This window comes from Bacillus cereus group sp. MYBK139-1 (assembly GCF_051916915.1).
GTDB lineage: Bacteria > Bacillota > Bacilli > Bacillales > Bacillaceae_G > Bacillus_A > Bacillus_A pacificus.
On record NZ_JBQAHO010000001.1, the window covers coordinates 1,914,235 to 1,940,619 of the forward strand.

Sequence of the window (26,385 nt, forward strand, 5' to 3'; positions counted from 1 at the left end):
TAATTAGTAATGTGGTTATTAGTTATATTTTTATTATAAACCTTTTTCTTTTAAAATACTTCAATTTCAACTTTTTGTAACAAAATTGATTTTTCTAATAATAATATTACATAACATGATAATGCTAGAAGAAATCTCTTTCAGATTTCTTCTAGCGTTATAATTCAAAGAACTAAAACTCTCATTCATAATCCTTTTACTTTACACCGACTGAAACCGTTTCTGGCAATGTACTACCACCATCAATGACAATGTGTGTACCTGTTATGTAGCTTGATTCATCGGATGCTAAAAAACCTGCTAACTGACCTACTTCTTCAATTTTCCCTAAACGTCCTAAAGGAACACCTGAAGCAATTCCATCGATTACATTACTCGGCTCATTTGGATCAGATTCATTTGCTATTTGCTCTGCCATTGGTGTCATAATGTAACCTGGACAAATTGCATTTACGGTAATATGATGTTTTGCAACTTCTCGTGCTAACGCTTTTGTAAATCCCCAAATTGCTGCTTTCGTCGTTGCATATGCAGTTTCCCCTTCATCAGCAACCAATGTTCCTGTTACAGAAGACATATTTACAATCTTTCCGTAATTTTTCTCAACCATATATGGCAATACCGCTTTAGAAAAATTCCATACCCCATTAATATTTACTTGAAATTGAAAATCACGCATTTCATCTGACATATCTAAAAAATTTGCAAGTCGAATAACACCGGCGTTATTTACTAACACATCAATCTTTCCGTACTTCTCATATGCATCTTTCGCTACTTCTTTTACAGCATCCATATCAGCTACATCGACTACATAACTTGCAGCATCTAACCCTTTACTTACAATATTTTTGGCTGTCTCATGAACTGTCTCTGAAATATCAACAAGTAATACTTTCGCCCCTAGCTCTGCAAATACATGAGCAATTCCAGCTCCGTTCCCCATCGCAGCTCCTGTAACAAAAGCAACCTTACCATCTAATTTCCCCATTTCATAACCCCCTTATAATATATAGAAAGCTTCTACACTTTTTATCATACCAAATATTCCCTCTCATTCTTTACAAAGCTCTATTTGTTGAAAAACGTTCAAAACTAGGAAAATTTTTCACAAATTATACAAAAGTTCACCATATGTACTATTACCATATGAGTTATATTATTTAATAGGAAAAAGGGGATGATATACTATGACGACTTGGTTTATTGTTATGTTAGTTGTATTTGGGGCATTTAAAATTATCGTTTCGAGCCTTCCTAACACTGTTATTGAATCCATTATTAGCAAGTACGAAACACATCCGCAACTGGAAGAAGAGAATGCGACTGTTACAATCAATGGAAATAACTTAGAAGGCGAACAAAAATCCAAAATTATTCATGATTTTAACGAAGGTTTATTTTTAGATCGCTATTATGCACCGCCACATAATGAGGGTACTCCTTTAATTATTAATGCAAAACGCGGCAAAAAAGATTTTACATTTTATATTTATAGTCATGAAGAGCATGTTGATGTTGTCAAGCAACATAAAAAGAAAGTAGTTGCTTATAGTTTACGCTCTAAAAATCTTCAAAATAGTGATATGTTCGTATCAGCTGATTTAGCTTAATACTCAAATATAAAAAGGAATTCATGGCATATGAATTCCTTTTTACTATTTACTGAAAAATAAGCTCTGTCTTCAAACTATCTTTCGGTAACAGCCATCCTTTTTGATCTAAACTCTGCATTAATAATTCTCTTTGTTCTTTTGCAATACTTTCCTCTTTTGTTTTAAACGACACTTCTATTACGAAATCATCTTCTATTTTCCCTGTATTACTTAGTTGCCAAACTTCAATATTCGTTTTAATATTTTCAAATCCCGCTGTATACCTTTTCATTAATACAGGGCCATAAATGCGAGAATTCTTGAGCATTTCTTCTCCCCAATTCGTATACAACCATTTGTTCATTTTCCCTGGTAACTTTTCTATTAACATGTTTTGAGCAGCTCGTTCGTTTGGTAAATCAAGTACTCCATATCCTTTCGCGCTGTAGCTTTTCTTATTTGAAATACTTAACGTTTTCTTCTCAAATCCCCAATCTATTTCCGCCTCATAGTTATCGGTTTTACTATCAAACCCATCATTTTTAGCCACTTCTAGTGCATCTTGAATGACACCATTTTGAATGGGATATCTTTTTTTATATGTTAGCTCAAAATCTTTACTAAATTCTTTCTTTCGAATTCTGGCAAACCAGCCTTCATTACTTAAATTTTTATTTGCCGTATCTAAAAATTGCACTTGTATTCTTTCATAATTTGTACCAGCCTGGAAATATTCTAGTACCTCTTGATTTATCTCTTTTTTATAACCTAATACTTGTTCTGGCTTTAATAATAACTTCACTTCAAAACTAGGTGTCATTGGACTGGCAGCAAACCCTTCTTTAACGTTATAAAGGAAACAACAAAAGAAAATACTTACGAATACAAATACTTTTTTCATATACCTATCCCCTTTACATTTCAAATGACTTCTATACGTTCCATAGTAAGTGAATATACATTTTCATACCCTGCTGTGCTAAGCTTTTTCTGTAATCGATCCGTATCCTCTTTCAATGCGTGTACTAACACCGTATGTTCTGGTGATAATGTATTTAACATCTCTTTCACATCTCTTATACTTTGGTGAACTTTATATGGAACTCGCTTCACCCTACATTCTTTACCTACACGTTCCTTCAAAACTTTTTCTGCAAAACTCCCTTTCGCAATATGTCCAGTAAAGATAATAGAATTTCGTTCTTCATTCCGGAGTTGTTCATAATATAACTGCGCTCGCTTCGTTTGCATATTTGCATCACTCATTACAACTATTCCATAACTATGTTGCGTACCGCTGTCATCATCCATAACTATTATGTTTCTTTTTAAACTCTCCATAAGCTCTTCAAGTTCTTCATTATTTTTGATCCAATCTTTATATGCGAACATCTGTTGGAATCCATCCAAAATTTCTTGATCTACTATAATGGGGAGTTCTTTATATTTTTTATATAAATACAATACGAGATCTTGCGCCCTACCAAGGGGTGGCAATGGTAGTAATGTTATCCCTTTATTCCCGGCGGCGCGTTCAATTTCTGTACATAGTTCTTTTATTCGTTCATGTTGCGAAACATCATCAGTATGATAAGCGGCATCTACGATTGCGACTTTTATATCGCCGTGCAACTTCTCAGGTAAATTAGCTCGTAGTATGTTAGACTCTGCTGAGTAATCGCCAGAATAGAATACATATGTATGACTCATATCCACTAAAAACCAAACAGCTCCTAATACATGCCCACTATACCCCCATTGAAAACGCAATGTAGGGGTAATCTGTACCCATTCATTCGGATTGCTAATCTCATCAATATATACATAATTTAAATCTTTCACATGTTGATCGGTATAAGGTACATGCCATCCTTGCGCCAAATTGTAGTTTCTCCATTTTTCATAGTAAGCTGGGAGTTGCTCCTTCGTATAACGAGTTGTCCATATTTTTTTCTTATATCCATACTTCGCTAATAAAGGTAAGCCCATCGTATGATCTTCATGAATATGTGACAAAAATACTGCATCTAAAAACGGTACAACTTCCCGTTCTATTTTTGGATAACTATCCTCATATGATCGATTAATACCACAATCAAATAATATTTTCGTCTCTTTATTTTTTACAAAGTAGCAGGAGCGACCGTATTCTCCCGCTCCTCCCCATACTTCTATCCTCATCATACTACCCCTTTTCGTTTTTGCTCCATATGTTGCAGAAGTAATAAACATAGTGTTGTAAGTCCAACTGAAACGACAGCCATCGCCATTCCAATAGATACTTCTCCTTGTTCAAATTGAGCAAAAATAAATGTTGCTGACGTTTCTACCGATGGGGGTAGTACGAGAAGCGATGCTACTAACTCTCTTATTGAGATTGTAAATGTCATCGCCCATCCAGCAAGAATGCCCGGGATAATAAGAGGTAATATTATTTTTCTGAAAATATACATATAATCCCCAGAAAAAATACTTCCTGCTTGCACAAGAGAATCATCAATTTGCCCGAGCGATGCTTTTACATACTGCACCGTATAAGGTAAAAAAAGAACAACGTACGTTACGATTACCATGACTGGTGTATTGTAAATGGACAGAGGCATATAGGGTGAATTCCAAAATAAAATAAGCCCTACAACCATCACGATTCCTGGTACCATATTCGGTAACATACCGCACATATCAAGCCATTTTTCAGAAGGCTTTTTCCCCTTTCGAATCATAAGTGCTAAAAAGACGCCAATCATAACAGCAATAATCGCTGTTATAAGTGAAAAAAGAAAACTGTTCCATAAGGCCTCTAATCCCGGAGATCCGATTGTAAATAATGCTTCATAATGGCTTGTTGTAAAGTTATTTACATGTAGGCCACCACCTCTTAGTTTTGATAATGAAGCAATCAGTATAGAAAAATACGGGATTCCAATTGATACGATTAATAAACCAATTACATAAAACCACGCTACAATGCGCGTAAATATAGACAATGTATACCTTTTAGATTTCACACCTTTTCCACTAACCATTGCGTATGAATACTTTCGATTTAATACGTTTTGCATATACCAAATGAGCATACATGCACTAAGTAATAAAGAAGATAATGCTGTTGCACTACTAAAATCAATTGGCCAACTCGAAATGAATTTATGAATCTCTGATGTTAACACATGAAATCCTATTCTTCGTCCAAATGTAGCCGGTGTTCCAAATTCAGCAATCGTCTTTACGAAAATGAGTAAAGCACCCATTACATAACTTGATACTAATAACGGCAATATGATTTTTCTTAAACGATAGAAAAAGCTTCCACCATGAACTGCTGCCGCTTCTTCTTTACTACTCCCAATTTGAAGTAATGTATTCTTCAACATGAAGTAAAGAAATGGGAATAAATGCAGACTCATAATTAAAACCATACCTCCTAAGCTAAAGAACGAAGATGAAATCGTCTTTAGCATCGGAAAAAACTGTTCAAAATAGCCGTTCGGTTGCATGAACAAAATCCAGCCCATCGATCCAATATACGGCGGTGTCATAAATGGAATCATAAAAACAATATCTAACTTGCTATGCTTTCCAACATCTGTTTTGCTCATAATGAAAGCCAATGGAAATGCAAAGATGGTTGCCCCTATTACTACGAGTACACCTAGAAGCATCGAATTTAGAAAAATTCCAGCTAATCCACCACTCTGCATCACTTCAAACGGCTTTAAAAAATTCCAACTACTATTTTCATATACACTAGAAAGTAAAATGAGAAAAAGCGGGATGACGATTAACATCGCCACAAGTAACAACGCTACCGTCATCCCAACTTGCCTTACTGATCCAAATCGATTTACCATGTAATCACCATCTTATTGAAATACTTTCTTAAATTGTTTTCCTATTTCATCTTGTTCTTTCTCAACTGTTTTCCAATCAATATTTAATACTGGAATCTCTTCCACATTTGGTCTATTTTCAGCTTTTATATCTGTTCTACCAGGTAATAAATATGCTTTAGAAATTTGTTTTTGTACATCATCTGATAATAAATAATCAATAAACTCTTTTGCACCTTCTACATTTTTACTATCCTTCATAATACCTGCTGCACGTGGGCTAATAACTGTTCCGCTTTTTGGATAAACAATATCAACTGGTTCACCCTTTGCTTTTGCACTGTACGTCATATAATCAACACCCGCAATGACCATATCTTTTGCTCCTGTTACAACTGGATCTAACGCTTCTTGATTTGCCCCTGCTACTGTAACTTCATTTTTCTTAAGCTGTTCAAATAAATTCCATCCATCTTTTCCATTCTTTTTCACATATCCTGTTACAAAGTCTAAAGCTGAACCTGAAAGTGCTGGATCTGGAAGATTCACTTTCCCTTTCCATTCTCCTTTTGTTATATCGTTCCAATCTTCAGGCGCTGTCTTCACATTTTTTGTGTTATACACAATTCCTAACGCTGAAGCACTATATCCAAAATAATGTCCTTTATCATCCGACCATTCAGAACGAAGCTTATCAGCTTGTTTCGCTTCTTTATAAGCTAACGTTTGTCCATCCTTTTTTAATCCTTCCATCGCTGGTAAAGATGCAAGTATGACTACGTCAACGACTGGATTTTTCTTTTCGGCTTCCATTCGCGCTAAAATCTTACCTGTTGTTCCTTGAAACATTTCCACTTTTATACCCGTTTTCTTTTCAAAGTCCTTTTGAATTTTTTCTGCTAATCCTTTTGGTCCTGCACTATATACAACAATCTTCTTTTCATTCGTAGTTTTACTTTTTGCATCTGCATTACCTGTCTTTGAACTACACCCTGTTACTACGGCAGAAAATAATAAAGTACATACAAATAACGACTTAAGCGAACTGAATTTCTTCATACGATTCTCCCCCTATATGATGAATACATTTTTTCGGTACATATAACGATACTGGCTTTCCGATGCTTAACTTACTATTGTGATAAGCTGTCCATATTCCGATTGCCCCCATATTTACTTTCACTTCATAGCGTTCTCCTACATATGTAACGTGCTGAACTTCACCTGTATACATTTCGCACACTTCATTTTTTGTCCAACTTATATGCTCTGGGCGAACCATTTTCTCCCCCTCTACAAGCCAATTTGCCTTACCAACAAATTTTGCAACAAATTCATGAGATGGCTTTACATAAATATCTTCTGGTGTTCCTTTTTGTAATACTTCTCCTTGTTTCATGACAATAATTTGATCTGACATTGACATCGCTTCTGTTTGATCGTGAGTAACATACAATGCAGTTAAACCAATAGAATGAACGATATCCATAAGCTCTAATCTCATTTCTTCTCGCAAAATTGCATCGAGTGCACTGAGCGGTTCATCAAACAAAATGAAATGTGGTTTCGTTACAATTGCTCTCGCAAATGCGACACGTTGCTGCTGTCCGCCAGAGAGTTCATGGGGATATCTTTTCTCCGTCCCTTGCAAGCGAACTCGCTTTATTGCCTCTTCTACTTTTTCCCGTAATTGATTCGTTTGCTTTGTAGCTCTTAAACCAAATGCAACATTTTCAAATACAGTCATGTGTGGCCATAAAGCAAAATCTTGAAATACCATACCGATATTACGTTCATGAGGAGATGTTTTTATTTTTTTAGAAGAAGAATACATGCACGTATCTCCAAAATATATTTCACCTTTATCTGGCTCTTCCAGTCCTGCAATCATTCTGAGTAATGTCGTTTTCCCGCATCCCGAAGGCCCTAAAAGTGTGGTGAATTCACCTTGTTTCATCACAATTTGTAACGGCTTTAACGCTTGTACTTTTCCAAATGATTTTTCTAATCCACTAATTTTAATATCCATCGTTTCACCTCTCTCCCCTCACTCTTAACCTGCTTTCATTCTATATGGAAGATTTATACTGAATGTTAATGTACTGTAAAGATTAAATTAAAAAACTTCTAATAAACTATTCATTTCTATAGATTTTTTCTATAGTTAGAAGAAAAAGGGGCAACTTGCCATGAATCTCTTAAAATTAGAAATTGTAGTGCTTATTAAGAAATACAAAAAACTCACGATTGTTGCAGAACAGCTTGGAGTTAAACAACCTACTATTACATTCCATATAAAAAGCTTAGAAGAGGAACTCGGTGTTCCTTTATTTGAATTACGTTCTGGAAGATATTTCTTAACAGAGGCTGGTGAGGCATTACATCATTATGCTTGTAAAATAGACGCACTGATGAAGGAAGCTAGGCGGGTCACGCAAGAATTTAAAGATTTTCATAAAGGTGCTATAACAATTGGCGCTAGTTATGTACCAGCGACATATCTTTTACCAGAAATTGTTCATCAATTTCAATGTGAATTTCCAAATATAAAAATAACACTTATGGTAAAAACAGCTCCTGAAATTCGAACGATGCTACAAAATCATGAAATTGATCTCGGTGTAATTTCAGCAGCACCGTTTGATGAATCACTTTTAAAACAGACGAATGTAATGCCTGATACACTTGTTCTTGCTTTCTCCAAAGAACATCATTTTTCCAAAAAAGAAAATGTATCACTACAAGATATTGAAAAAGAACGTATAATATTGCATCGTAATCCATCTACAACGAGAGATTTACTTACAAAATGGATGTTAGCTCATAACATTATATTCCAATCCGAAATTGAATTAGATTCATTAGAAACGATGAAACAAATTTTAAAATACGGTAATGGGGTTGCCTTTATTTCTAAACTTGCTATTGAACAAGAAGTACAACGAAATGAACTACGCTACATACCCATCCCTGAATTTGAATTTCAACGTAACATTTATACGATTCATCATGAGGACAGATGGAATTCTAAAATTATTTCTTTTTTACTACATAGCATTACTTCTTATGCAACAAAAAATTAAAAGACTGTCGTTTTACACGACAGTCTTTTACACTATAACTCTATTTATTTTTCTTCGCTTCAATTTTTGCTTGCGCCTCTTCAGCCTTATCTAATGCTTCTGAAACTTTTTTCTCTTTTTCTTTCACATCATCTATACTATCTACAGCTTTAATGAGTTTATCAATTCCTTCTTCTTCTACTTTTCTCCGTTTTGCTACTCTTTCATTTACTTTCTCTTCTACATCTTTTGCTTTTTGAAGCATATTCTCCGCATTTGATGTTACAGCTGTTTCAAGTGCATCGTCTTTTTTCATTTGTAACACTTCATTTGCAATGTCTTTCGCTTCTAAATACTTACCGTCTTTTAATGCTGTCGCTCCGTGATCCATTTTCTCGGCCATTTCTTTATATGATTTCGCTTCATTTCCCGATTTCTCTTTTTCTGCTTTTTCAAACCACATTGTTGCATCACTATATTTTTCATCTTTCAATGATTGCATACCTGTTTCAATATATGTGTCATAATTACTACATCCAGCCATTACGACTAACAGAAAAAGCATAACAAAACTTAATTTTTTCATGATGTTTTCTCCTTTTCTTTGCCTGCTCACTTTACTTTAACATACATGAAAAAGAGTTTCAAAAACTAAAATACTGATTTGGTCATTTTTATAATGATAAGTCAAATTTTTATTATTTTATTATTTTTAAGCCGACACATCCACTTGCTTCTTCGCCATATGTTGCCTTACTCCAATTAATACAACTAACAATAAACCTCCACCTATTGTCATCATAACAATGCTAGTTGGTAACATATCTAATAATAATCCATATACAATCATACCGAGCGGTGCGATTGCAGTCGCAATTGTTTCAAGTAGGCCAAATACACGCCCTAAGTAGCTCGGATCTGTCGTTTTTTGCATATGTACTTGCATCGGAATATTGACAACCATAATTGCTATACCCGTTAACATCATAAAAGCAATATAGTAAATAAAACTCGCTACTTTTGGAATAATAACTAACAACGGAAAGACTGTACATAAACTTAAACCTGCAAATAAAAACAGTCCAGTGTAAATAGAACGAAACGGATTATTCACTTCTTTACGCACTGATAAAGCAATCGCACCCATTAGCATCCCGACTGCTAACATTCCCTCTACAGTACCGAGTTGCTTTGAAGATAAATGCAATGTATGGACGATAATGTATGGAAGTGCAACGGTTAGCCCACAAGCAAAAAAGTTTACCCACAATGCTATTTTCATTAAACCATATATTTCATGTTGTCGTTTTACATATGAAAAACCTTCTTTTATACTCGTCAAGAAATGCTCTTTACTCTCAGCCACTTCTTTTTTATATAAATTAAATACGATAAATAATTGCAAAATAACCGCTAAAAAGAACGTAATGCTATTTAACAAAAAGAACGACTGAATTGAAAAGAAACCAAATACGACTCCGCCAATAATCGGCCCTAAAATATTTGATAAAGAAGCCGCCGTTTGATTTAAAGCACTCGCTTTTTGAATACGTCCTTCGTCTACTAAACTCGGAATAGATGAAGTTAATGCTACAGAATAAAAACTTGCACAAATTGATAATACTGCTGCTGAAACATAAATAAAAAGAAGTGATGGTCCAAATATAGTAGCAAGGATAAACATAATAAGCATCGTTAAACTACTTAATAAATCCGTACCAATGACAAGCCATCTTCGATTCACACGGTCTGCTACAGCACCTGCAATCGGACCACAAATCATCCTTGGAAGCGACCCGCAAACGAGCGTAGTAGCAAACCCCATTCCTGAACCTGTTGTCTTTAGTACGTATAACCCCATTGCAAACGTATAAATACCTGCGCCTAATAAAGACGTCATTTTTCCAATCATCATTAAAATGATATTTCTCGTTGCAATCTTCATTCTTGAATCAGTTTGACCTATACTTACATCTTCCATTCTGACACTCTCCCCTTAAAAGTTAAATTGTGTTAAACTTATTATATAATCAGCTTTCCAATTATTACAACAAAAAGTTAAATACAATTTAACTTTTTAATTATAAAGGAGCAATAATATGGCAACTCTCGGTGAAAAAATTAAAGCGTTACGTAAAGAAAAAAAACTTACACAAACAGAGCTGGCAGGTTCGAAACTTACAAAAAGTATGCTTAGTCAAATTGAAAATGGAAAAGCTACACCATCCATGAAAACATTACAATATATCGCTGAAAAACTTGAATGTGAAGCGAGTTTTTTATTAGAAGATGATGATGGAGAAATTGTAGAACTTATTACAAAAATGGAGCAACTCATAAAAGAAAATAAATGTGATGAAGTGTACGAGACTTTACTACCTATCGTCCAAAAAGAGCTCCCTTCTACTTTAAATACGGCTCGTATATACAAACAATTCGTAACTGCTGCGGTGATTATGAAAGATTACAACATTGAATCTTACGTAGAAAAAGCTGTTTCTATTTTCGAAAAATATAAGTTATACCGAGAAAGTACGGAAACAAAATTAAAATTATCTTTTGCGATATTCACACGTAAAAAGTATGCAGAATGTTTACAACTTATTTCTAATATTAGAAATGATTATGAAGAGAAACATTTAGAAATGGATCTTATTATACACATTGATTTATGTTTATATGAAGCCATCATATTACTAGCATGTGGCGATTATGAAAAATGTGAAGAAACGATATTAGAGACACTCTCATTTTCAAAAAAACATCAAGTGTATTATAAAACAGATATATTTTACCGGATTTTATCTTACCAAAAAGTCATTACAGTTGATAAAGAGCGTTATTTATATTACATAAAAAAATCTGAACAATTTGCCATTTTTACAGAAGATACTCTATCCATTGCGATGACTAATATTTTAAAAGCTTACTACTACAACACCATTACTAATGAATATACAATCGCATTAAAACATCTAGAACAATATCGAGAAAAACTAAAAGATCAGCCCATTTTTCAAGACGACGGATTGTATTATCTTGAAAAAGGAAAATCTTTATACGGATTAAAACGTTACGAAGAAGCTTTACAAGCATTGGAACGTGGCATTATACCGGATTATATGAACCATCCACTGGATCAAGCGTGGCTTACAACGGCAGGTGCATATCGTGCACTTTGTTACGTCAAACTGAATGATAAAAAAAGAGCTCTTGAAGAAGCAACAAAAGCAAATGAAATAATACAATCGTATCCGGATTCTATTTTCTCTTCATTTATTAAAGAAACATTACAAATAATACAAAAACTTTAAGAATGTCTCGAAATGGTATATTATTCCTCTTTTTTAGCAAAGATAATAATGATGGGAGGAATATAAATGAATATTCAACGTGCAAAAGAGCTTTCTGTGTCATCTGAACAAGCGAATGTCAGTTTTCAAGGCATGCCTGTTACAATTCAACACGTCGACGAAAGCAACGAAACCGCCCGCATATATGAAGTTAAAAATCCAGGACGCGAATTAACGGTTCCAGTTAATAGCTTAGAGGAAATATAAAAAATGCCACTTCAATTTTGAAGTGGCATTTTTCTTTTTTTAGATTACTTATTATACATTTCTTTTATCTTATAGAAGTCGAAAAAATAATAATTTTCCACTTCTTTTCTTTTTGTGACCTGCTAAAATACAAACTATGGATTAATTATTCACACTATACATGAAGGGGGAAAAATAATGGCATCTAATTTAGAAAAAAACAAGTCTTATTATGCAGTTATATTCACTTCTAATTTATCAAATAATACAACAGATTATAGTGATGTTGCCGACAAAATGGAGGAACTTGCAAAGCAGCAACCTGGGTTTCTAGGTGTAGAAAGTGCGCGAGATCATTCAGGGCTCGGAATCACAATTTCTTATTGGGAATCACTTGAGGCGATTGAAAATTGGAAACGGAATGCCTTACATAGAGAAGCGAAAAAAAGAGGTCGTGAGCAATGGTATGAAAACTTCCACCTTCGCATCTGCCTTGTTGAAAAAGAATTTAAGTTTCATAGAGGTACTGTATAACGATGAAGAAAAAATTAGCTCTCATTGCTGTTCATGAAATATATGGTGTGAACGACCATATGCATCACGTTATCCATCACTTTACTTCATCTCATATAGATGTATTCTGTCCTAATCTGCTACAATCACAACATGCATTTCATTATAGTGATGAAGAAAAAGCATATCATTTTTTTATGAATCATATTAGATTTGAAGATGGAAAAAAGCAAATTGAAACATTCATTACTCATCTTTCTAGTCGTTACACACATATTGGACTTATCGGCTTTAGTGTTGGTGCTACCATCTCATGGCTATGTAGTAACAATCCGAAAATAGATTTTGTTATCGGATGTTACGGTTCCCGTATACGTGATTATATTCATATGAAACCAACATGTGCTACCTTACTTATTTTCCCTGAAAAAGAAGCTAGTTTTTCAGTATCCTCTTTCATTCAAACATTGCAGCAACAAAAGAACCCTTTATTAGAAATACAGCAACTACCCGGTGAACATGGTTTTCTAAATCCGTACACTGAAAAATATAACGGGCACTCTACAAAACAAGCATACAATTTAATAGATTCATTTCTTGTAAAAAACTCTCTTATAAAGGAGATGTAAATGACACTTACATTACTCTTACTGATTTTCATATTCATTGCCTTTTTCTCAGCGCTAACTATTATTTTAGTAACCGTAAAAAAGAGGGAGTTTTCCAAACGTCCCTACTTACAATCTATTATCGTTTACATTTTATTTTTTACAAATTGGGTCTTATATTTATCAACCTTTTATGCGTTACTTCCCGAAAAAATTAGCGAGTTACTATTCCTGCCCATTTGGTTTTTCCTTTGTATATTAGGTTTTATCACTTTCTGGCGCGAATGGAGAAACAATCGTGTGTTCTCCATATGTATCGGTTTTCTTTCCTTTATTAGTTTTTTATTTGGGCTGTTTTTTTACTTCTTTCGGGAATGTGACTGTTATAAAGAGGATAAAAACCTCTTTATAACAGTCTTTTTCGTTCCATAACGAAAGGAATTATTAAATAAAGAGCGTAAGCAATCACCATCCAAATGGTAAATGACATGATTTGCTGTGAGGATAATTGTGAGAATATGTTAGAAGAGTTATACAAGATGTAAGAATCTAAAGTTAAACCAATTGCTGTACCACATATACCTAACTTAATAACTGCATATTTTGTAGTATCTAATCTTTGATATAACCACATTACAAAGTATAAAGCTATAGCTGTTCCTAATTCAAGAAACGTCAATTGTAGAAAAAATCTATTTGAAGTGTATTCTAATAAAACGGAAGAACCGAAAATAAAGAAGAACGCTGAGGCAAAAAACCAAATGCCGATAGAAAATAAAATAGTGAGCCAAAGTTTATTATTCACTGACATTACCTCCCTTTTGTAGCTCTATGAACTTTTCCAATAACAGGTGCAAATCACCATATACTTTGTCGCTAGAAAAAGATGGATTGAATAATGCTTGCAATGCCAATCCGTCAATTAATGCATTACATAAAATGCTCCACGTTTCAGTTGAAATTTGAGATGTTATTGTACCTCCTATATTTTTATTTAACACTCTTGTTAATTCTTGGTTTTCATAATGTAACAATCCACCAATTTTATTTTTCATCGCATCATTTTGTAATCCACTAGCTACTAATTGAAAAAACAAATGATGATACATTGAATCTTTCACACATCTACTTTCGGCAGACCACAAAGCCTTTTCTAACTGTACATCCTTTCCTATTTGTTCCCATGACGCTTTACAAAACGATTCCGTTACTTCAAGTAATAATTGATCTTTCGTTTTAAAATGATAATATACGGTACCTTGAGTAACTTGAGCACTCTCTGCAACTGCTTTTAATGTCAACTTTTCCATCCCTTGCTCTGCAATAATTTCTTTTGCTGCTTCTAGTAACTTCTCTTTATTAACAACATTCGGTTTTGCCATTTCTATGACCACCTTTTAAGTTAGTTGGATAACTAACTTAAATTATACAGAAAAATCAGATAAAACAAAAGGAAGAAAAGCCAACATTCAACTTTTCTTCCTTTTATGTTTACCTTTAGCTTTCACTGTCACTGATTCACAAGGTGTGTAATAAATTTGAGGTGTCGCCTTATCAACAAACATCATAAACGTAATAAATCCAATGATAAAGAAAATAAATAACGTTAATAAAATTGCTCCTATCGTTAAAAGTATCATAACACCACCCCTATATTTTTCATGTTATTACACCTTTCGCTATTATATGAGCGTAATCCTTTTTAGAAAAAGAAACGTAACAAAATAATCACAATCACGCCAGTTAATACTGTACCTAATAAACTACGAGTATATATCGCTACAAGAAATGCTGGAATTGCTGCAATAAGGTAATCCCACTGCATTGTGTCATGCATCAATAAAACTTGCGCTAAAAGTGCTGCTAATATCGCGATTGGTATGTAATTTAACCATTTTAAACCCCAGTCTGGAATTTGTAGTTTACTAAATACGAGTAGAGGTAAAATACGTGGCACGAGTGTGACAGCTCCTGCTGCTAATAAAAGTAATATTACATCTAATCTCATTTCCATTTTTCAATCACCACTCCAATCGTCGCAGCTAGTAGTGTTGCGATAATAACCGCTATACTATCTGGCATAAATAAGTGTGAAACATATGCGATGATAATTGCTACAATTGCAACAGTAAGATGAATTGCTAACTTCGGTTTACTACTTATGAGCTGAAGTACAAATAACCCGATAAACATTGCTGGTAATGCATAATCCATACCGTACGTATGCGGATCTGGTATCCATTCACCAAATAGCCCGCCGATAATAGTAGCAAGGATCCAATTTAAATAAGCCGTTACATTTAGCCCAATCATCCATCTTTCGCCTAAATATCCTTTTTGCGCTGCATGCTGTACTGCAACGCCGAACGTTTCATCTGTAATTTGAGAACCAATTAGTAAGTTTTTAAATAGAGGCAGTTTCGTAAAGTACGGTGCAAGCGCAGCACTCATTAGAAGGTGGCGTAAATTAACAAAAAAGACGGTGAAAATGATTGCTGAAGCAGGTGCACCAGCTGCATACATACCAGCTAATATAAATTGGGCAGACCCTGCATAAATTAAAGTGGACATAAACGCAATTTCAATGATGGAGAAACCAGCTGTTTTTGCAATTACACCAGCTGCTATACCGATGCTTAAATAACCAAATACAGTTGGTAAACAATCTTTTACTCCTTGCTGAAATGTATCATCGCTTTGCAAAGCTACATGAGCCTCAGCTTTACTCATCCTTATGATCCTCCATTCCGTCTAAAGTTCGTTTTCCTGTTACGACATGAACTAAATCTATATTTTCACGCCATAACGTATCTAACTTATCAGCTCCAAATTCCTTCGTAATTTCTTCGACCATAATATCGTGTCGCACATACTCTGTAGCAACGAGAACTAGAGCTGGGTCATACGTTGTAACAGCCCATGAAGTGCTATCATTTGAGAAGTTCGCAATTAATACTTCTTCTCCGTCACGTGCAATTACAGTTAAATGACCACCCATTCTCTTTTCAACAACGTGGGGCGTCATATAATTATGGTGAAACGTCGCTCCTATTTTTGTTTCTGGAGCGCCAAATAAGATTGAAAATATATGTACACCCTCTTCTTCCTTTTGATGAATGTATGGCTCAATTTCATGCACTTGATCTTCCCATACAGAAATCCATAACTCTTCCTTCGCTCTATTAATTATATTGCATATTTCTTTTACAACACGATCATTTGAGCGAATATGCGAAATTACATCTATTTGTCGCTCTTGTTCTAAACCATTTAATTTCTCATCTAAAAATTCAAAGGATTTTTCAAAGTCTTTTCGCATTCGATTCATTAATTCAGTAGCTGGTACTGGTACATATTTAACTGGTTCAGAAGGTACAATATGTACTGCTCCTTTATCCATTAACTTACCGAGTACCTCGTAAATCATAGAACGAGGTACTCCTGTTTGTTTACTCACTTCATACCCAGTTACTGGGGAATGTTTTAACAATCCAATATACGCTTTACATTCGTACTGAGAAAAACCTAATTTTTGTAATTCCTTTATAATTTCATCCATTAGTACTCCTCACAATCTAAATCGCTCTAACTTCAAAGCGACGATTTTGCTTACCTTTACTTTTTACTTTATCAATAACAAGTGTTCCTATTTCATTCGTATTTTTCACATGTGTGCCTCCACAAGCTTGTTCGTCTAAATTTTCAATTGTAACAATGCGGATTTCTTGTATAGTAGTTGGCAGGAGGTTTATGGCTGTTTTAATCATTCCTACAGCATTTTCTGCTTCTTCGCGGCTCATATAACGAGTGGAAATTTCTTTATTTTGTTGAATAAGTTTATTCACTTCCTTAACAATTTCTTCTACTTCCACGCTCGATAACTCTTGTAACTCATTAAAATCGATACGTGCTTTGTCAGGATAGATTTGATTTCCAGTGCATAGAGCTCCATACTTTTCATAAACGACAGCTCCGATAAGATGCAGTAAAGAATGATGACGCATTAAGTTATGACGTCTTTCCCAATTAATCTCTAATTTAACTGGACCTAAATTTACTTGAGCTCCATCTTTTATATAGTGAACTATTTCTCCCTGCTCCTTCTTTACTTTTTCAACTTCAAATACAGACCCATCTTGTACAATGACACCCGTATCACATTCCTGCCCTCCACCAGTTGGATAAAAAACTGTTTCTTTTACAAATACTTTATTTCCTTCTACTTTTATCACTTCTGTTTCGCAACTCGTTTTGTATGCATCTTCTAAATATAATGCCGTTGTCATACTCTCACCTCTTTAGTAGTTATAGTTATACCTACTAATATAAAAAAGAATCTCTACAAAGTCAATTGATAATTCTGAAATTTAAATCAAAAACAAAAAAGACTTCCGCTAACGGAAGTCCCCTATCTCAATATTTCATTCGCTTCTTTTTCATAAATTTTATCAAATGAAGTCATAACGCGTTGTGATGCTGAAATCATTTTTTGATCCGTCATAAGATCAGCCATCTCTTTCGTCATATCTACATTTGAATTTTCTAGCATATGATTTTTTACTGTCCCTGTTCCGTTCGGTAAATCAGCAATGTTCCCTTCTGCTAGTGTAAAACTTTTGTTCTCTCTTTGTACGAGACGATTATTCGCTTCTGCACCTACTGTTTTTGTTTGCAAGCGAGCAATATTGTTTTGTGTTACTGCATCATATAACGTACCGTCTGCTTGTACAGCTACTTTTGCTCCTTCTGGAATACGAATACGTTCATTATTCTCTCCCATTACGAAAGCACCTGAAGTTGTTTGTAAATAACGATCACTATTTAATGTAAAACTACCGTCTCTCGTTAAAAACGTTTCATTATTTTTAGATGTAACGAAAAACGAAGCTGTGCCAGCAGTTCCGTCATCTAAAAGGAAATCTGTATCACTATTTGTCATTTGTATATTTCCTTGTACTAAGTTCACATGCGTTGCGGCTGGTACTACAGCGTAATCGACTGAGCCAATATTTGTTACCGCTCCGTCACCGCGGCGATATGTCTCTTGTACATCAAATACTTTAGAAGTCATATTTTCTGCTTTAAATCCTGTCGTTTGGGCATTTGCAACGTTATTCGAATGAACATTAATGCGCTGCATGTAATTCATCATGCCCATTGAACCTATATAAAGACCGTTCATACTCGATTGAATAAGGCAATTGCCTTATTCTTCACCTCTTTTCTATGATGTTTGCAACATTTGTTTCGCTAAATGTTCCGCTGTAGCGATATGTATGTTTTTCTTTACGTCTTGTCCGTCTGTCATTAATACAATGGGAGCTGATGATACTGCTGGAATTTTCAACAATTCACCACTACTTGCTGTTTCATCAAATTTCGTAAATACGATACCATCAATATGAATATCTTTAAAGTTCGTAATGATTTCGATCATATCTTTACTTTTCATAGAAGCTGATAACGTTAAACAAATATAATCTGGCTCTACTTGTCCCATCGTTTCAATCATTTCTTCCACTGTTTCTGACGCACGATAATTTTTTCCAGCTGTATCAATTAAAATATAATCGACGCGCGCTTCTTCTTTAAAATACGTAAGCGCTCTTGTCATTGCAGCTTCATCACGCACAGCGATTACTTCAAATCCAATTGTCTTTACGTAATCTTGCAGTTGCTGAACTGTCCCAATGCGAGAATGGTCGGTCGTAATAAAACCAACCGTTTTTTTCTTACCGTGAAACTGCCACGCCATTTTCGCAAGTGTCGTCGTTTTTCCAACACCAGTTGGACCGATTAATGCAATTGTTTGTACTTCTTTTTCAAATACATTTTCCGTATTGAAATGAGATCTCATATCTTCCAATATATATTCGATTACTTCTTCTTCTGTAATCATCGTTGCATTTTCAAACTTCACTTTTAACTTTTCAGCATATGCATGAATGAAGTATTGTTCTACATCGTTTTGCTCTAGCATGCGAATTACTTTTTGAATAATAAATGGTACAGATTCTTGCTTTTCTTTTTTTACAACTACTTCTTCTTTTTTGACAGGAACGAATTTCTTCACAGCTTTTTGCTTTTTCGTTACTTTCGTTTCTTCTGTCTGTTTCACAACGACGATACCTTTTTCAAACAGCTTTAATAGTTTCTCTTTCTTTCTTGCCCATTCTTCACTATTTCCTGTTTGCATCGCCGCGTATGACATAGGAGTTGTCACGTTTTCTAAATTGTGTAGTACCGATTGAATTCCGTTCGCCTTCACAATTTGTTCTGAAGAATCATTTACAACATCCATTAATTGTTCATGAAATTGAGCTGTGCCTTCGTTTACTTCTTCCTGTTTATCCTCTGGAAAAGCAACTAACATTTCATAATTCTTTTTCCAAAAAAACGGGATATTTCGTTTTACACTTTCATCGACAACGTAATAATAATCTGTACCATATTGGTCAAATAACTTTCGATACAATTCATTTTTCGAAGCTGCTTTTATTCGCATTAACGCTTCTTTCTTTTCTGTACTTTCCATTACTTCACCCCCTACTATTCAATATAGGCAATTTGATCCACAACAATTTCTGGTGCTAATTCGCTAATACAAAGTACTTGCGCTTCTACTTGATAACGCTCAAGAAGTCTTACAATCGCAAACCTGAAATCTTTTCTACGCGTTAATAATACTGGTTCTCTTCCCATTAACCTCGCTTGTTTCAATACGCGTTGTACTTGTTCAACGACTCGCGTTTCTAAGTCTAAATCCCAGTTTAATAAATAACCTTGATAAGAATTGTTCACAACGTCTGCATCTAACTCGATTGAATCTGAGAAGAGCGCCGCATATATTTTCCCGTCAGGATTTTTCGCATTTTCACAAATCACTTTTGAAATACATTCACGGACGAATGACGTTACGCCGTCAACATGGTTTTGATAAATTTCCTTTCCGTCAATAATACCTTCAATAATGGTTGGTAAATCACGAATAGAAATACCTTCTTTTAGCAATTGTTTAATAACATTTTGAACGAGTGATAAGTCGATTTCTTTCTTCTTAATCTCTTCTAATAAAACGCCGTTATCATTTTCAAGGGAGTTAATTAAGTCTTTTACATGTTGACGCTGAATTAACTCATGAAGATTACGTCTAACGACAACATCTAAATGCGTAATTAATATGCTAAGTGGCTCTAATACTTGATAGCCTTTCATTTGAGCATCTTGTACCATATGCTCTAAAATCCAATATCCATCCTCGCCAAAAATCGGATCTTTCGCTGGCTCTGCATCTAAATCGGCCATTACATTCGGTGTTTTCAGTGCTAATAAGTAACCTGATTTTAAAACACCTTCAGCTGCCTTCGCACCTTTAATACGAATAATGTAACGTCCGCGTGGTCTAAAACTCGTATTATCTTTAAAGTTAATTCCAGGAACGTTAATACCAAGGTCGGTAATAATCGACTTCCTCATAAGAACAACTTTATCACGAGCTGTTTCCCCGTTAATTTTCTGCTTTACAAGTGCTGCTAAATCTAAGCCGAGTTCTACAATAATTGGATATTTATCTGTAAATACGCCAAATGAATCTTCCACTTGTTGCAGTTGTTCATCTTCGCCTTGAATCATTTCTATTTCTTTTTGAAGCTCGTCTTCTTTTTCTTTCTTTATTCGGTTTTTATTACGAATTCCTAAGAAGATAATTGTTCCACCAACGAGTGCAAATGGTAGAAATGGTAGCGGAGTAAAAATACCCATTGCGATAAATAAACCACCGAGTGCATATACAACAACTTCATGTGCTAATAACTCTTTAAAGATTCCTTCCGTTACCGTATCCGGTGAACCGTCAAATACACGCGTTACGATAATACCAGTTGAAATCGCAAGCATTAAGGAACCAATTTGGTTTACAATTCCGTCACCGACTGTTAACTGTGTATAATGAAGGGCTGCTTCACCAAAGCTCATTCCTTGCTGCATCATTCCGACAATTAAGCCAAAAATAATGTTTACGAATAAAATGACAATGCCGAAAATAACGTCCCCTTTAATGAACTTCCCGGCACCATCCATCGCCCCGTAAAACTCTGTTTCCATATTTAATTTTTTTCGTTTTGCTTGTGCATCTTTTTCTGTAATAATACGCTGGTTTAAATCAGCATCGATTGACATTTGTTTCCCTGGTAAAGAATCAAGTGTAAAACGAGCTGCAACTTCAGCTGTACGAGATGCACCGTTTGCAACGATAAACTGGAATATGATTAATACTGTAAAAATAACGATACCAATTAATAAGTTCCCGCCAATTACGAATTGACCGAACTCTTCAATAACATGACCCGCATTTCCGTTTGTCAAAATCGCTCGCGTCGTCGATACGTTAATCGATACGCGGAAAATCCCGATTAATAACAACATCGTCGGAAATGACTTTAATTCATCCCACTCGTTAATACTTGTCGCTCGCATATAAATAAGCACTGACATACTTAGTAGAAAAACGATAATGATATCAAGTATAAATGGTGGAAGTGGAATTAAGAGCGCCACTACGAATGACGCTGCTAAAAAGATAGAAAAATAGGTTCTTGCAGAATCTATCTTAAACAAAGAGATCTCCTCCAAACGCGCTATTACACTTCAAGTTCATTCGTTTGAATTAAATAGCGCATAACTTCAATTACAGCTACATATAAATCTTCTGGAATCGTCTCATCCTCCTCGACTTGATAATATAAAGAACGAGCAAGCGGACGGTTTTCCACCATTGGTATTTCTTGTTCACGGGCAAGCGTTCGTATATATAATGCGAGTTCATCTTCCCCTTTTGCAACGACAATTGGTGCTGCATCAACGTGTTTATTGTACCTGAGTACGACCGAAATATGGGTCGGGTTGTTTACAATAAACGTTGCGCCATCCATCTTCTTCGCAATTGTTCCTTGCAATATGGCATGCATAAAGTTTTTTCGTTTTCCCTTTACTTGCGGGTCCCCTTCATTATCTTTATGCTCTTGTTTTACTTCTTCTTTTTTCATCTTAATATCTTGTTCGTACTCCCACTTTTGATAAATGAAATCAATAATAGAAAGAACAATTAATATAATTAAAATAGCTAAAAAGATAAATTTAATTTGCCTAATAATTTCAGTAAGTGACGCCGTCCAGTTAAATCCAATCATACTCACGATTTTCTCTAAATTCTTTTTAAAGAGCACGTAAGCGACGTAACCAATTAACCCCATATAAAACAGTGATTTCAAAATATCTACTAAACTTTTACGACTAAACAATCTCGTAAAATAGTTTTTCGGGTTAATACGTGATGCTTTCGGCTTAATAACTTTAGAAGAAAATAAGAAACCGACTTGAATCATATAATTGAATAAATGAAAAGCGTATACGAGTATTAATATCGGAGCTGATACTTTTAGTAGTAAAATCCCCATCATATAAAAATACTCGGTCGAATCTGTATTTTTTCCAATTTGATCAAACAGCACCGATACGGAATTGGCAATCTCAAACCCTAGCCAATCTCCGAAAAAGTAAACGACAACTGCTAACACAAGTATGGAAAATAAATTATTTAAATCTTTACTCCGGGCAATATTCCCTTCTTCACGCGATTTCTTACGCTTCTGCGGGGTGGCCTTTTCTGTTTTATTATCCTTTGCCATGTGCGTCCCCCTACTTCGTTAAGAAAAAGTTAAATAGTTTCGTATATTCCTCAAGCAATACATCCGTCATATTTTTAAACACATAACCGAGCATCGGTACACTCATCGCAATAAACAAAATACCACATGTAATTTTAATCACATACGCATTCATAAAAACGTTTAATTGCGGAGCGTTTTTTGCGATTAAAATTAAAACAAAGTTAATGATGAATAAACTTCCCATAAGCGGAAGAGCAATTTCAACCGCTGATGTGATCGCAAATAATAACGTTGCGAGTAGACTATCTAAAAAACTAGTCGTCAGCAATTTTGAAATCGCCTCTGTATATTGAAACGACTTTAAAATCGTGGCAACGAAATAATTAATGCCGCCAAGTGAAATAAAAATAATGAGAAAAAATATATCAAAAATGGTTGATAGTAAAGTAGACTGTGAACCTGCGTTTACATCAAACAAACTTGCTTGTGATAAACCGATGTCAAAGTCTAAAATATGCCCGGCCATTTTCGGAATGTTCCACAGCATTTCTACAATTTTTGAAAGTGATAATCCAATTACAATTTGCGTACCAGCATAAGCTGCAACGTCCCAAGTTGTTTTTATGTGAGAGACATCAACTTGATCGGCAACTGTTATGGAAAGTGCAAGTCCAAATGTAACCTTCGCCATCGCTGGAATGGATCGACCTGAGAAAAACGGTAAAAAATATAAAAATGAAGTAATGCGGCAAAACGCAAAAAACGTCGCCGCCCATAATTCCATATTCATTTCAGTTCCCCTATCTTAGTACGAACGCAATAGCGATGGAATTTTATCAAATAAATCTAAAATAAGCGTCGTTAACTCTTGAAACATCCACGGACCTAAAATGATAATAACGAGTACAATACTCGCCATTTTCGGTAAAAACGTCAGCGTTTGTTCTTGAATTTGCATCATTGCCATAATGACAGCGATGATAATAACGACAATCATACTAACGCCGGCAACCGGCATTAAAATCATAACCCCTTTATAAAAAAAGGTTTGAAAAATATCTATAATTGGTGACGTATTCATTTATATGACTCCTATCACATAGCATCAAACGCTTCAGGCGACCGTTTTAAACATAATGTCGACGATTTTTGTATATCCACCTAAATATACGAAAACGAGTATTTTAAACGGTAAACTTAAAATCATCGGCGGTACCATCATCATCCCGAGGTACATTAACAGTGTACTAATAATCAAATCTATAAATACAAACGCTAAATAAATGAACATCCCTGTTAACAATCCCTTTTGGATTTGCGTTAACGTAAAGGATGGTACGAGCGTAAATAAGGATAGATCCTTTAAATCTTTCGGCAACTCTTCTCCGCGCACTTTCAGCATCATTTTTAAATCATGCTTATACGTATGCTTTGACATATACTCTTTCATAATCGGCGCTGTCGTTTCCGCAGCCTGACTTACTGTTATTTTCTCTTTCGTCATCGGATCCCACACATCGCTCTTTAGCTGCCCAAGTACAGGCTGCATCGTAAAGAGTGATAAAAATAAGGCAAGTCCAACGAGCACTTGGTTTGGTGGTAAATTCATTACCCCAAGTCCTTGACGTGTAATCCCAAGAACGATCATAAAATAAGTAAAGTGTGTAAATAATAGAACGATAGATGAAGATAATGATAAAAGGGTAACGAGCGCAAATAACTGCACACTTGAATTACTCGTAAACTCTTTTCCATTTTCGAAATTAATAAAACCGTTTTGGGCTGCATACGCTGGATTTACAAAAATAATTGAAAAAACGATAGAAAATACGAAAATAACGGCTAATAACGATAACTGTTTCTTTATTCTCATGATGGATCCTCTACTTTTTTCGTTTCACTCTTCACCGCGTCTTCTAGCGCTTGTTGAAACTGATTTCCTGTTCCTGTTAATTGCACAGACTGTACACCGTTATTACTAATAACAGTGAACACTTGCTTGCCGTCTACTTCAAATAAAAAGGCGCTCGTTTGATGATTTAAATAAACGCCGTCCTTCACTTGAATATGGCCATTTTCACCTTGTTTAAAAAACTGCTGCTTGCGCGTCTTTTTCGTCATATAATATGCACCGTAGCCGAGCGCACCAAACAGTAAAACGACTTGAAATAAGGTCGTCATATACGACATATGACTCCTCCTCTACTCTTTATCTTGCATTTGACTTTGCGCTTTCATAAGCGCAGCTTGCTTCTTGTCAGCTTCAATTTCAGAAATAATAATACCGAACTTCTCATCCATTACGATTGCTTCCCCGATGCCGACTTTCATATTACTTAAATATACATCTACTTTATGTCCTAAGTTTTTCTCTACTTCCAGAACATCGCCAACTTTTAATTGCTTCACGTCACCAAGCGTAATAGATGCCTTTCCAAGCTTTACACCAAGCTCAATCGAAATATCTGAAACAGTATCAATATGTGCTTTACTTACTTCATTTCGCTTTCCTGCAAAATCTTCTAATCCCATTAATGACACAGGAGATACTTCATGCTTCATATGGATCCTCCTACTCTACAAAACTTTTAAATAAGAGCGCCTTACGCGTTCCATCTTTTCCAATAAAACAATTAAATTTATGCTTTCCATCTACATAACCAAGTAATTCATCCGAAACTTTCGTATGGAGCGGAATTATATCGCCTTCTTCAATTTGTTCAATCTCACCCATTGTCATCTTTTGCTCACCAATTGCAACGTGAACAGGTTTATACACTTGATTTACTTTCACTTCCACTTCAGACGTATACTTCTTACGTTTATCTGAAGAATGTTCCACAATATTTTCAGATGTTAACTTATCCATAATTTCTTCAACAGATAAGAACGGAATTCCGATGCGCACCGTCGTATTCCAAAAATCCGTTTTCATATTTACATTCAATAATGAAATAATATCGCTTGCTGTCGTAATCTTTAATGCATTCGGGTCTGTCTCCGTCGTTACAAATTTTGGTTCAATCGCAACAACGCTTTCAAATGATTGCTCTAAATTTTTACAAAGGAGCATAAAAATATTATCCAGTGTTAAAAACTCAAATGCGGTAAGTGGTCTGCGCATCGTAAAGTTACGCTTACTATCTCCGCCAAGCCAACATTCATGAATATAAATAACGAATGCTAAATCAATCTCAATAACAATTTCCCCAAGCTCTGGAAGGCCAAGATCAATAACGCAATATAAATAGTAATCTTTCGGCATTTTCTCCACATACTCACTCGTAAATGGAACTTGCTCAACCGTAGAAGGCTCTAACTCAATCGGAATACGCATACGCGCTGACAACGTCTGTGACGTCTGTTTACCAAATGTAGAAGCAATTGCTTGCAAGCTACGTAAATGCTCAACACCGAACTTCTCCGGTCTATTAAAATCATACTCTTGAAATTTCTCTTGCTTTCCTGCTTCTTGTGCGAAAGCTGGCATTTCCTCGCCTTCATTTACCGCCTTCAGCAGGGCATCAATTTGCTCTTGGCTTAATTTTTCGCCACTCATGACAATCCCCT

31 protein-coding genes and 1 pseudogene are annotated in these 26,385 nt (G+C 35.0%); 7 read left to right on the forward strand and 25 right to left on the reverse strand.

What is annotated here, in order from left to right:
- Positions 1-196: 196 nt before the first annotated feature.
- Positions 197-991 carry an SDR family oxidoreductase UcpA gene (gene ucpA, locus ACTFRS_RS09735; RefSeq protein ID WP_000517016.1) on the reverse strand — a complete coding sequence of 265 codons (795 nt, stop codon included), beginning with the start codon at positions 989-991 and terminating at the stop codon, positions 197-199.
- Positions 992-1,190: 199 nt separating this feature from the next.
- On the opposite strand from ucpA, the gene ACTFRS_RS09740 reads away from it, so the two are divergent.
- On the forward strand, positions 1,191-1,613 hold the full coding sequence (locus ACTFRS_RS09740; protein ID WP_139867891.1) for a YfmQ family protein: 423 nt from the start codon (positions 1,191-1,193) through the stop codon (positions 1,611-1,613).
- 49 nt (positions 1,614-1,662) lie between these two features.
- On the opposite strand, the gene ACTFRS_RS09745 is transcribed toward ACTFRS_RS09740, so the two are convergent.
- The 5 genes from ACTFRS_RS09745 to ACTFRS_RS09765 are packed head-to-tail and all read right to left on the reverse strand — an operon-like array spanning position 1,663 to position 7,454.
- Positions 1,663-2,496, reverse strand: coding sequence for a hypothetical protein (locus ACTFRS_RS09745; RefSeq protein WP_242293509.1), 834 nt, complete (start codon positions 2,494-2,496; stop codon positions 1,663-1,665).
- A gap of 20 nt (positions 2,497-2,516) precedes the next feature.
- Positions 2,517-3,779, reverse strand: a complete 1,263-nt coding sequence (locus tag ACTFRS_RS09750; RefSeq protein WP_016717094.1) for an MBL fold metallo-hydrolase — start codon at positions 3,777-3,779, stop codon at positions 2,517-2,519.
- Complete coding sequence (locus ACTFRS_RS09755) at positions 3,776-5,446, reverse strand: ABC transporter permease (protein WP_431084841.1); 1,671 nt, start codon at positions 5,444-5,446, stop codon at positions 3,776-3,778. Before ACTFRS_RS09755 ends, ACTFRS_RS09750 begins: the two co-directional genes overlap by 4 nt.
- A gap of 12 nt (positions 5,447-5,458) precedes the next feature.
- On the reverse strand, positions 5,459-6,484 hold the full coding sequence (locus ACTFRS_RS09760; protein WP_139867899.1) for an ABC transporter substrate-binding protein: 1,026 nt from the start codon (positions 6,482-6,484) through the stop codon (positions 5,459-5,461).
- Positions 6,462-7,454: an ABC transporter ATP-binding protein gene (locus ACTFRS_RS09765; protein ID WP_440023705.1), complete on the reverse strand. Its 993-nt coding sequence runs from the start codon at positions 7,452-7,454 to the stop codon at positions 6,462-6,464. Before ACTFRS_RS09765 ends, ACTFRS_RS09760 begins: the two co-directional genes overlap by 23 nt.
- 160 nt (positions 7,455-7,614) lie before the next feature.
- On the opposite strand from ACTFRS_RS09765, the gene ACTFRS_RS09770 reads away from it, so the two are divergent.
- On the forward strand, positions 7,615-8,508 hold the full coding sequence (locus ACTFRS_RS09770) for a LysR family transcriptional regulator (RefSeq protein ID WP_139867903.1): 894 nt from the start codon (positions 7,615-7,617) through the stop codon (positions 8,506-8,508).
- A 40-nt stretch (positions 8,509-8,548) separates the two neighbouring features.
- Here the strand turns inward: ACTFRS_RS09770 and ACTFRS_RS09775 are convergent, their stop codons facing one another.
- Together ACTFRS_RS09775 and ACTFRS_RS09780 are read right to left on the reverse strand one after the other, a co-directional pair.
- A complete protein-coding gene (locus ACTFRS_RS09775; RefSeq protein WP_000736430.1) occupies positions 8,549-9,073 on the reverse strand; it encodes a DUF4398 domain-containing protein in 525 nt (174 codons plus the stop codon).
- 126 nt (positions 9,074-9,199) lie between these two features.
- Positions 9,200-10,468 carry an MFS transporter gene (locus tag ACTFRS_RS09780; protein ID WP_440023704.1) on the reverse strand — a complete coding sequence of 423 codons (1,269 nt, stop codon included), beginning with the start codon at positions 10,466-10,468 and terminating at the stop codon, positions 9,200-9,202.
- Between the two features lie 118 nt (positions 10,469-10,586).
- Between ACTFRS_RS09780 and ACTFRS_RS09785 the strand changes: the two genes are divergently transcribed.
- The 5 genes and pseudogenes from ACTFRS_RS09785 (at position 10,587) to ACTFRS_RS09805 (ending at position 13,527) form a co-directional block, all read left to right on the forward strand.
- On the forward strand, positions 10,587-11,801 hold the full coding sequence (locus ACTFRS_RS09785; protein ID WP_440023703.1) for a helix-turn-helix domain-containing protein: 1,215 nt from the start codon (positions 10,587-10,589) through the stop codon (positions 11,799-11,801).
- A 66-nt stretch (positions 11,802-11,867) separates the two neighbouring features.
- Complete coding sequence (locus ACTFRS_RS09790) at positions 11,868-12,047, forward strand: H-type small acid-soluble spore protein (RefSeq protein WP_071723071.1); 180 nt, start codon at positions 11,868-11,870, stop codon at positions 12,045-12,047.
- A gap of 177 nt (positions 12,048-12,224) precedes the next feature.
- On the forward strand, positions 12,225-12,560 hold the full coding sequence (locus ACTFRS_RS09795) for an antibiotic biosynthesis monooxygenase family protein (protein WP_139867911.1): 336 nt from the start codon (positions 12,225-12,227) through the stop codon (positions 12,558-12,560).
- 2 nt (positions 12,561-12,562) lie between these two features.
- The gene (locus ACTFRS_RS09800) at positions 12,563-13,168 is read left to right on the forward strand and encodes a dienelactone hydrolase family protein (RefSeq protein ID WP_440023702.1); all 606 of its coding nucleotides are present in this window, start codon (positions 12,563-12,565) and stop codon (positions 13,166-13,168) included.
- Positions 13,169-13,527: pseudogene (locus ACTFRS_RS09805) on the forward strand (hypothetical protein).
- Between the two features lie 26 nt (positions 13,528-13,553).
- On the opposite strand, the gene ACTFRS_RS09810 reads toward ACTFRS_RS09805, so the two are convergent.
- The 17 genes from ACTFRS_RS09810 to fliM form a co-directional block, all read right to left on the reverse strand.
- Positions 13,554-13,952, reverse strand: coding sequence for a DUF5367 family protein (locus tag ACTFRS_RS09810; RefSeq protein WP_440023701.1), 399 nt, complete (start codon positions 13,950-13,952; stop codon positions 13,554-13,556).
- Positions 13,945-14,529 carry a TetR/AcrR family transcriptional regulator gene (locus ACTFRS_RS09815; protein WP_139867919.1) on the reverse strand — a complete coding sequence of 195 codons (585 nt, stop codon included), beginning with the start codon at positions 14,527-14,529 and terminating at the stop codon, positions 13,945-13,947. Before ACTFRS_RS09815 ends, ACTFRS_RS09810 begins: the two co-directional genes overlap by 8 nt.
- 87 nt (positions 14,530-14,616) lie before the next feature.
- Complete coding sequence (locus ACTFRS_RS09820) at positions 14,617-14,787, reverse strand: DUF3951 domain-containing protein (RefSeq protein ID WP_000602230.1); 171 nt, start codon at positions 14,785-14,787, stop codon at positions 14,617-14,619.
- Between the two features lie 62 nt (positions 14,788-14,849).
- Positions 14,850-15,161, reverse strand: a complete 312-nt coding sequence (locus tag ACTFRS_RS09825) for an AzlD domain-containing protein (RefSeq protein WP_440023700.1) — start codon at positions 15,159-15,161, stop codon at positions 14,850-14,852.
- The gene (locus ACTFRS_RS09830; protein WP_000029966.1) at positions 15,152-15,877 is read right to left on the reverse strand and encodes an AzlC family ABC transporter permease; all 726 of its coding nucleotides are present in this window, start codon (positions 15,875-15,877) and stop codon (positions 15,152-15,154) included. The genes ACTFRS_RS09825 and ACTFRS_RS09830 overlap by 10 nt, the downstream gene beginning before the upstream one ends.
- The gene (locus tag ACTFRS_RS09835; RefSeq protein WP_431084836.1) at positions 15,870-16,706 is read right to left on the reverse strand and encodes a TrmB family transcriptional regulator; all 837 of its coding nucleotides are present in this window, start codon (positions 16,704-16,706) and stop codon (positions 15,870-15,872) included. The genes ACTFRS_RS09830 and ACTFRS_RS09835 overlap by 8 nt, the downstream gene beginning before the upstream one ends.
- A 16-nt stretch (positions 16,707-16,722) precedes the next feature.
- Positions 16,723-17,433: an alanyl-tRNA editing protein gene (locus ACTFRS_RS09840; RefSeq protein ID WP_098299138.1), complete on the reverse strand. Its 711-nt coding sequence runs from the start codon at positions 17,431-17,433 to the stop codon at positions 16,723-16,725.
- A gap of 122 nt (positions 17,434-17,555) precedes the next feature.
- Positions 17,556-18,329 carry a flagellar basal-body rod protein FlgG gene (locus ACTFRS_RS09845; RefSeq protein WP_139867922.1) on the reverse strand — a complete coding sequence of 258 codons (774 nt, stop codon included), beginning with the start codon at positions 18,327-18,329 and terminating at the stop codon, positions 17,556-17,558.
- Between the two features lie 42 nt (positions 18,330-18,371).
- Positions 18,372-19,682 carry a flagellar biosynthesis protein FlhF gene (flhF, locus tag ACTFRS_RS09850; RefSeq protein ID WP_440023699.1) on the reverse strand — a complete coding sequence of 437 codons (1,311 nt, stop codon included), beginning with the start codon at positions 19,680-19,682 and terminating at the stop codon, positions 18,372-18,374.
- Positions 19,683-19,696: 14 nt separating this feature from the next.
- The gene (gene flhA, locus ACTFRS_RS09855) at positions 19,697-21,763 is read right to left on the reverse strand and encodes a flagellar biosynthesis protein FlhA (protein ID WP_098228859.1); all 2,067 of its coding nucleotides are present in this window, start codon (positions 21,761-21,763) and stop codon (positions 19,697-19,699) included.
- A 23-nt stretch (positions 21,764-21,786) separates the two neighbouring features.
- Entirely contained in the window at positions 21,787-22,833 is a 1,047-nt protein-coding gene (flhB, locus tag ACTFRS_RS09860) for a flagellar type III secretion system protein FlhB (protein ID WP_001030104.1), read from the reverse strand.
- A 10-nt stretch (positions 22,834-22,843) separates the two neighbouring features.
- On the reverse strand, positions 22,844-23,605 hold the full coding sequence (locus ACTFRS_RS09865; RefSeq protein ID WP_001055694.1) for a flagellar biosynthetic protein FliR: 762 nt from the start codon (positions 23,603-23,605) through the stop codon (positions 22,844-22,846).
- A 15-nt stretch (positions 23,606-23,620) separates the two neighbouring features.
- Positions 23,621-23,896, reverse strand: coding sequence for a flagellar biosynthetic protein FliQ (locus ACTFRS_RS09870; RefSeq protein WP_001098085.1), 276 nt, complete (start codon positions 23,894-23,896; stop codon positions 23,621-23,623).
- A gap of 33 nt (positions 23,897-23,929) precedes the next feature.
- Complete coding sequence (locus tag ACTFRS_RS09875) at positions 23,930-24,688, reverse strand: flagellar type III secretion system pore protein FliP (RefSeq protein WP_001220586.1); 759 nt, start codon at positions 24,686-24,688, stop codon at positions 23,930-23,932.
- Positions 24,685-25,005 carry a hypothetical protein gene (locus ACTFRS_RS09880; protein WP_000121176.1) on the reverse strand — a complete coding sequence of 107 codons (321 nt, stop codon included), beginning with the start codon at positions 25,003-25,005 and terminating at the stop codon, positions 24,685-24,687. Before ACTFRS_RS09880 ends, ACTFRS_RS09875 begins: the two co-directional genes overlap by 4 nt.
- 12 nt (positions 25,006-25,017) lie before the next feature.
- Positions 25,018-25,377 carry a flagellar motor switch protein FliN gene (fliN, locus tag ACTFRS_RS09885; RefSeq protein ID WP_332280642.1) on the reverse strand — a complete coding sequence of 120 codons (360 nt, stop codon included), beginning with the start codon at positions 25,375-25,377 and terminating at the stop codon, positions 25,018-25,020.
- A 10-nt stretch (positions 25,378-25,387) separates the two neighbouring features.
- A complete protein-coding gene (fliM, locus tag ACTFRS_RS09890) occupies positions 25,388-26,374 on the reverse strand; it encodes a flagellar motor switch protein FliM (RefSeq protein ID WP_000012366.1) in 987 nt (328 codons plus the stop codon).
- Positions 26,375-26,385: the final 11 nt, after the last annotated feature.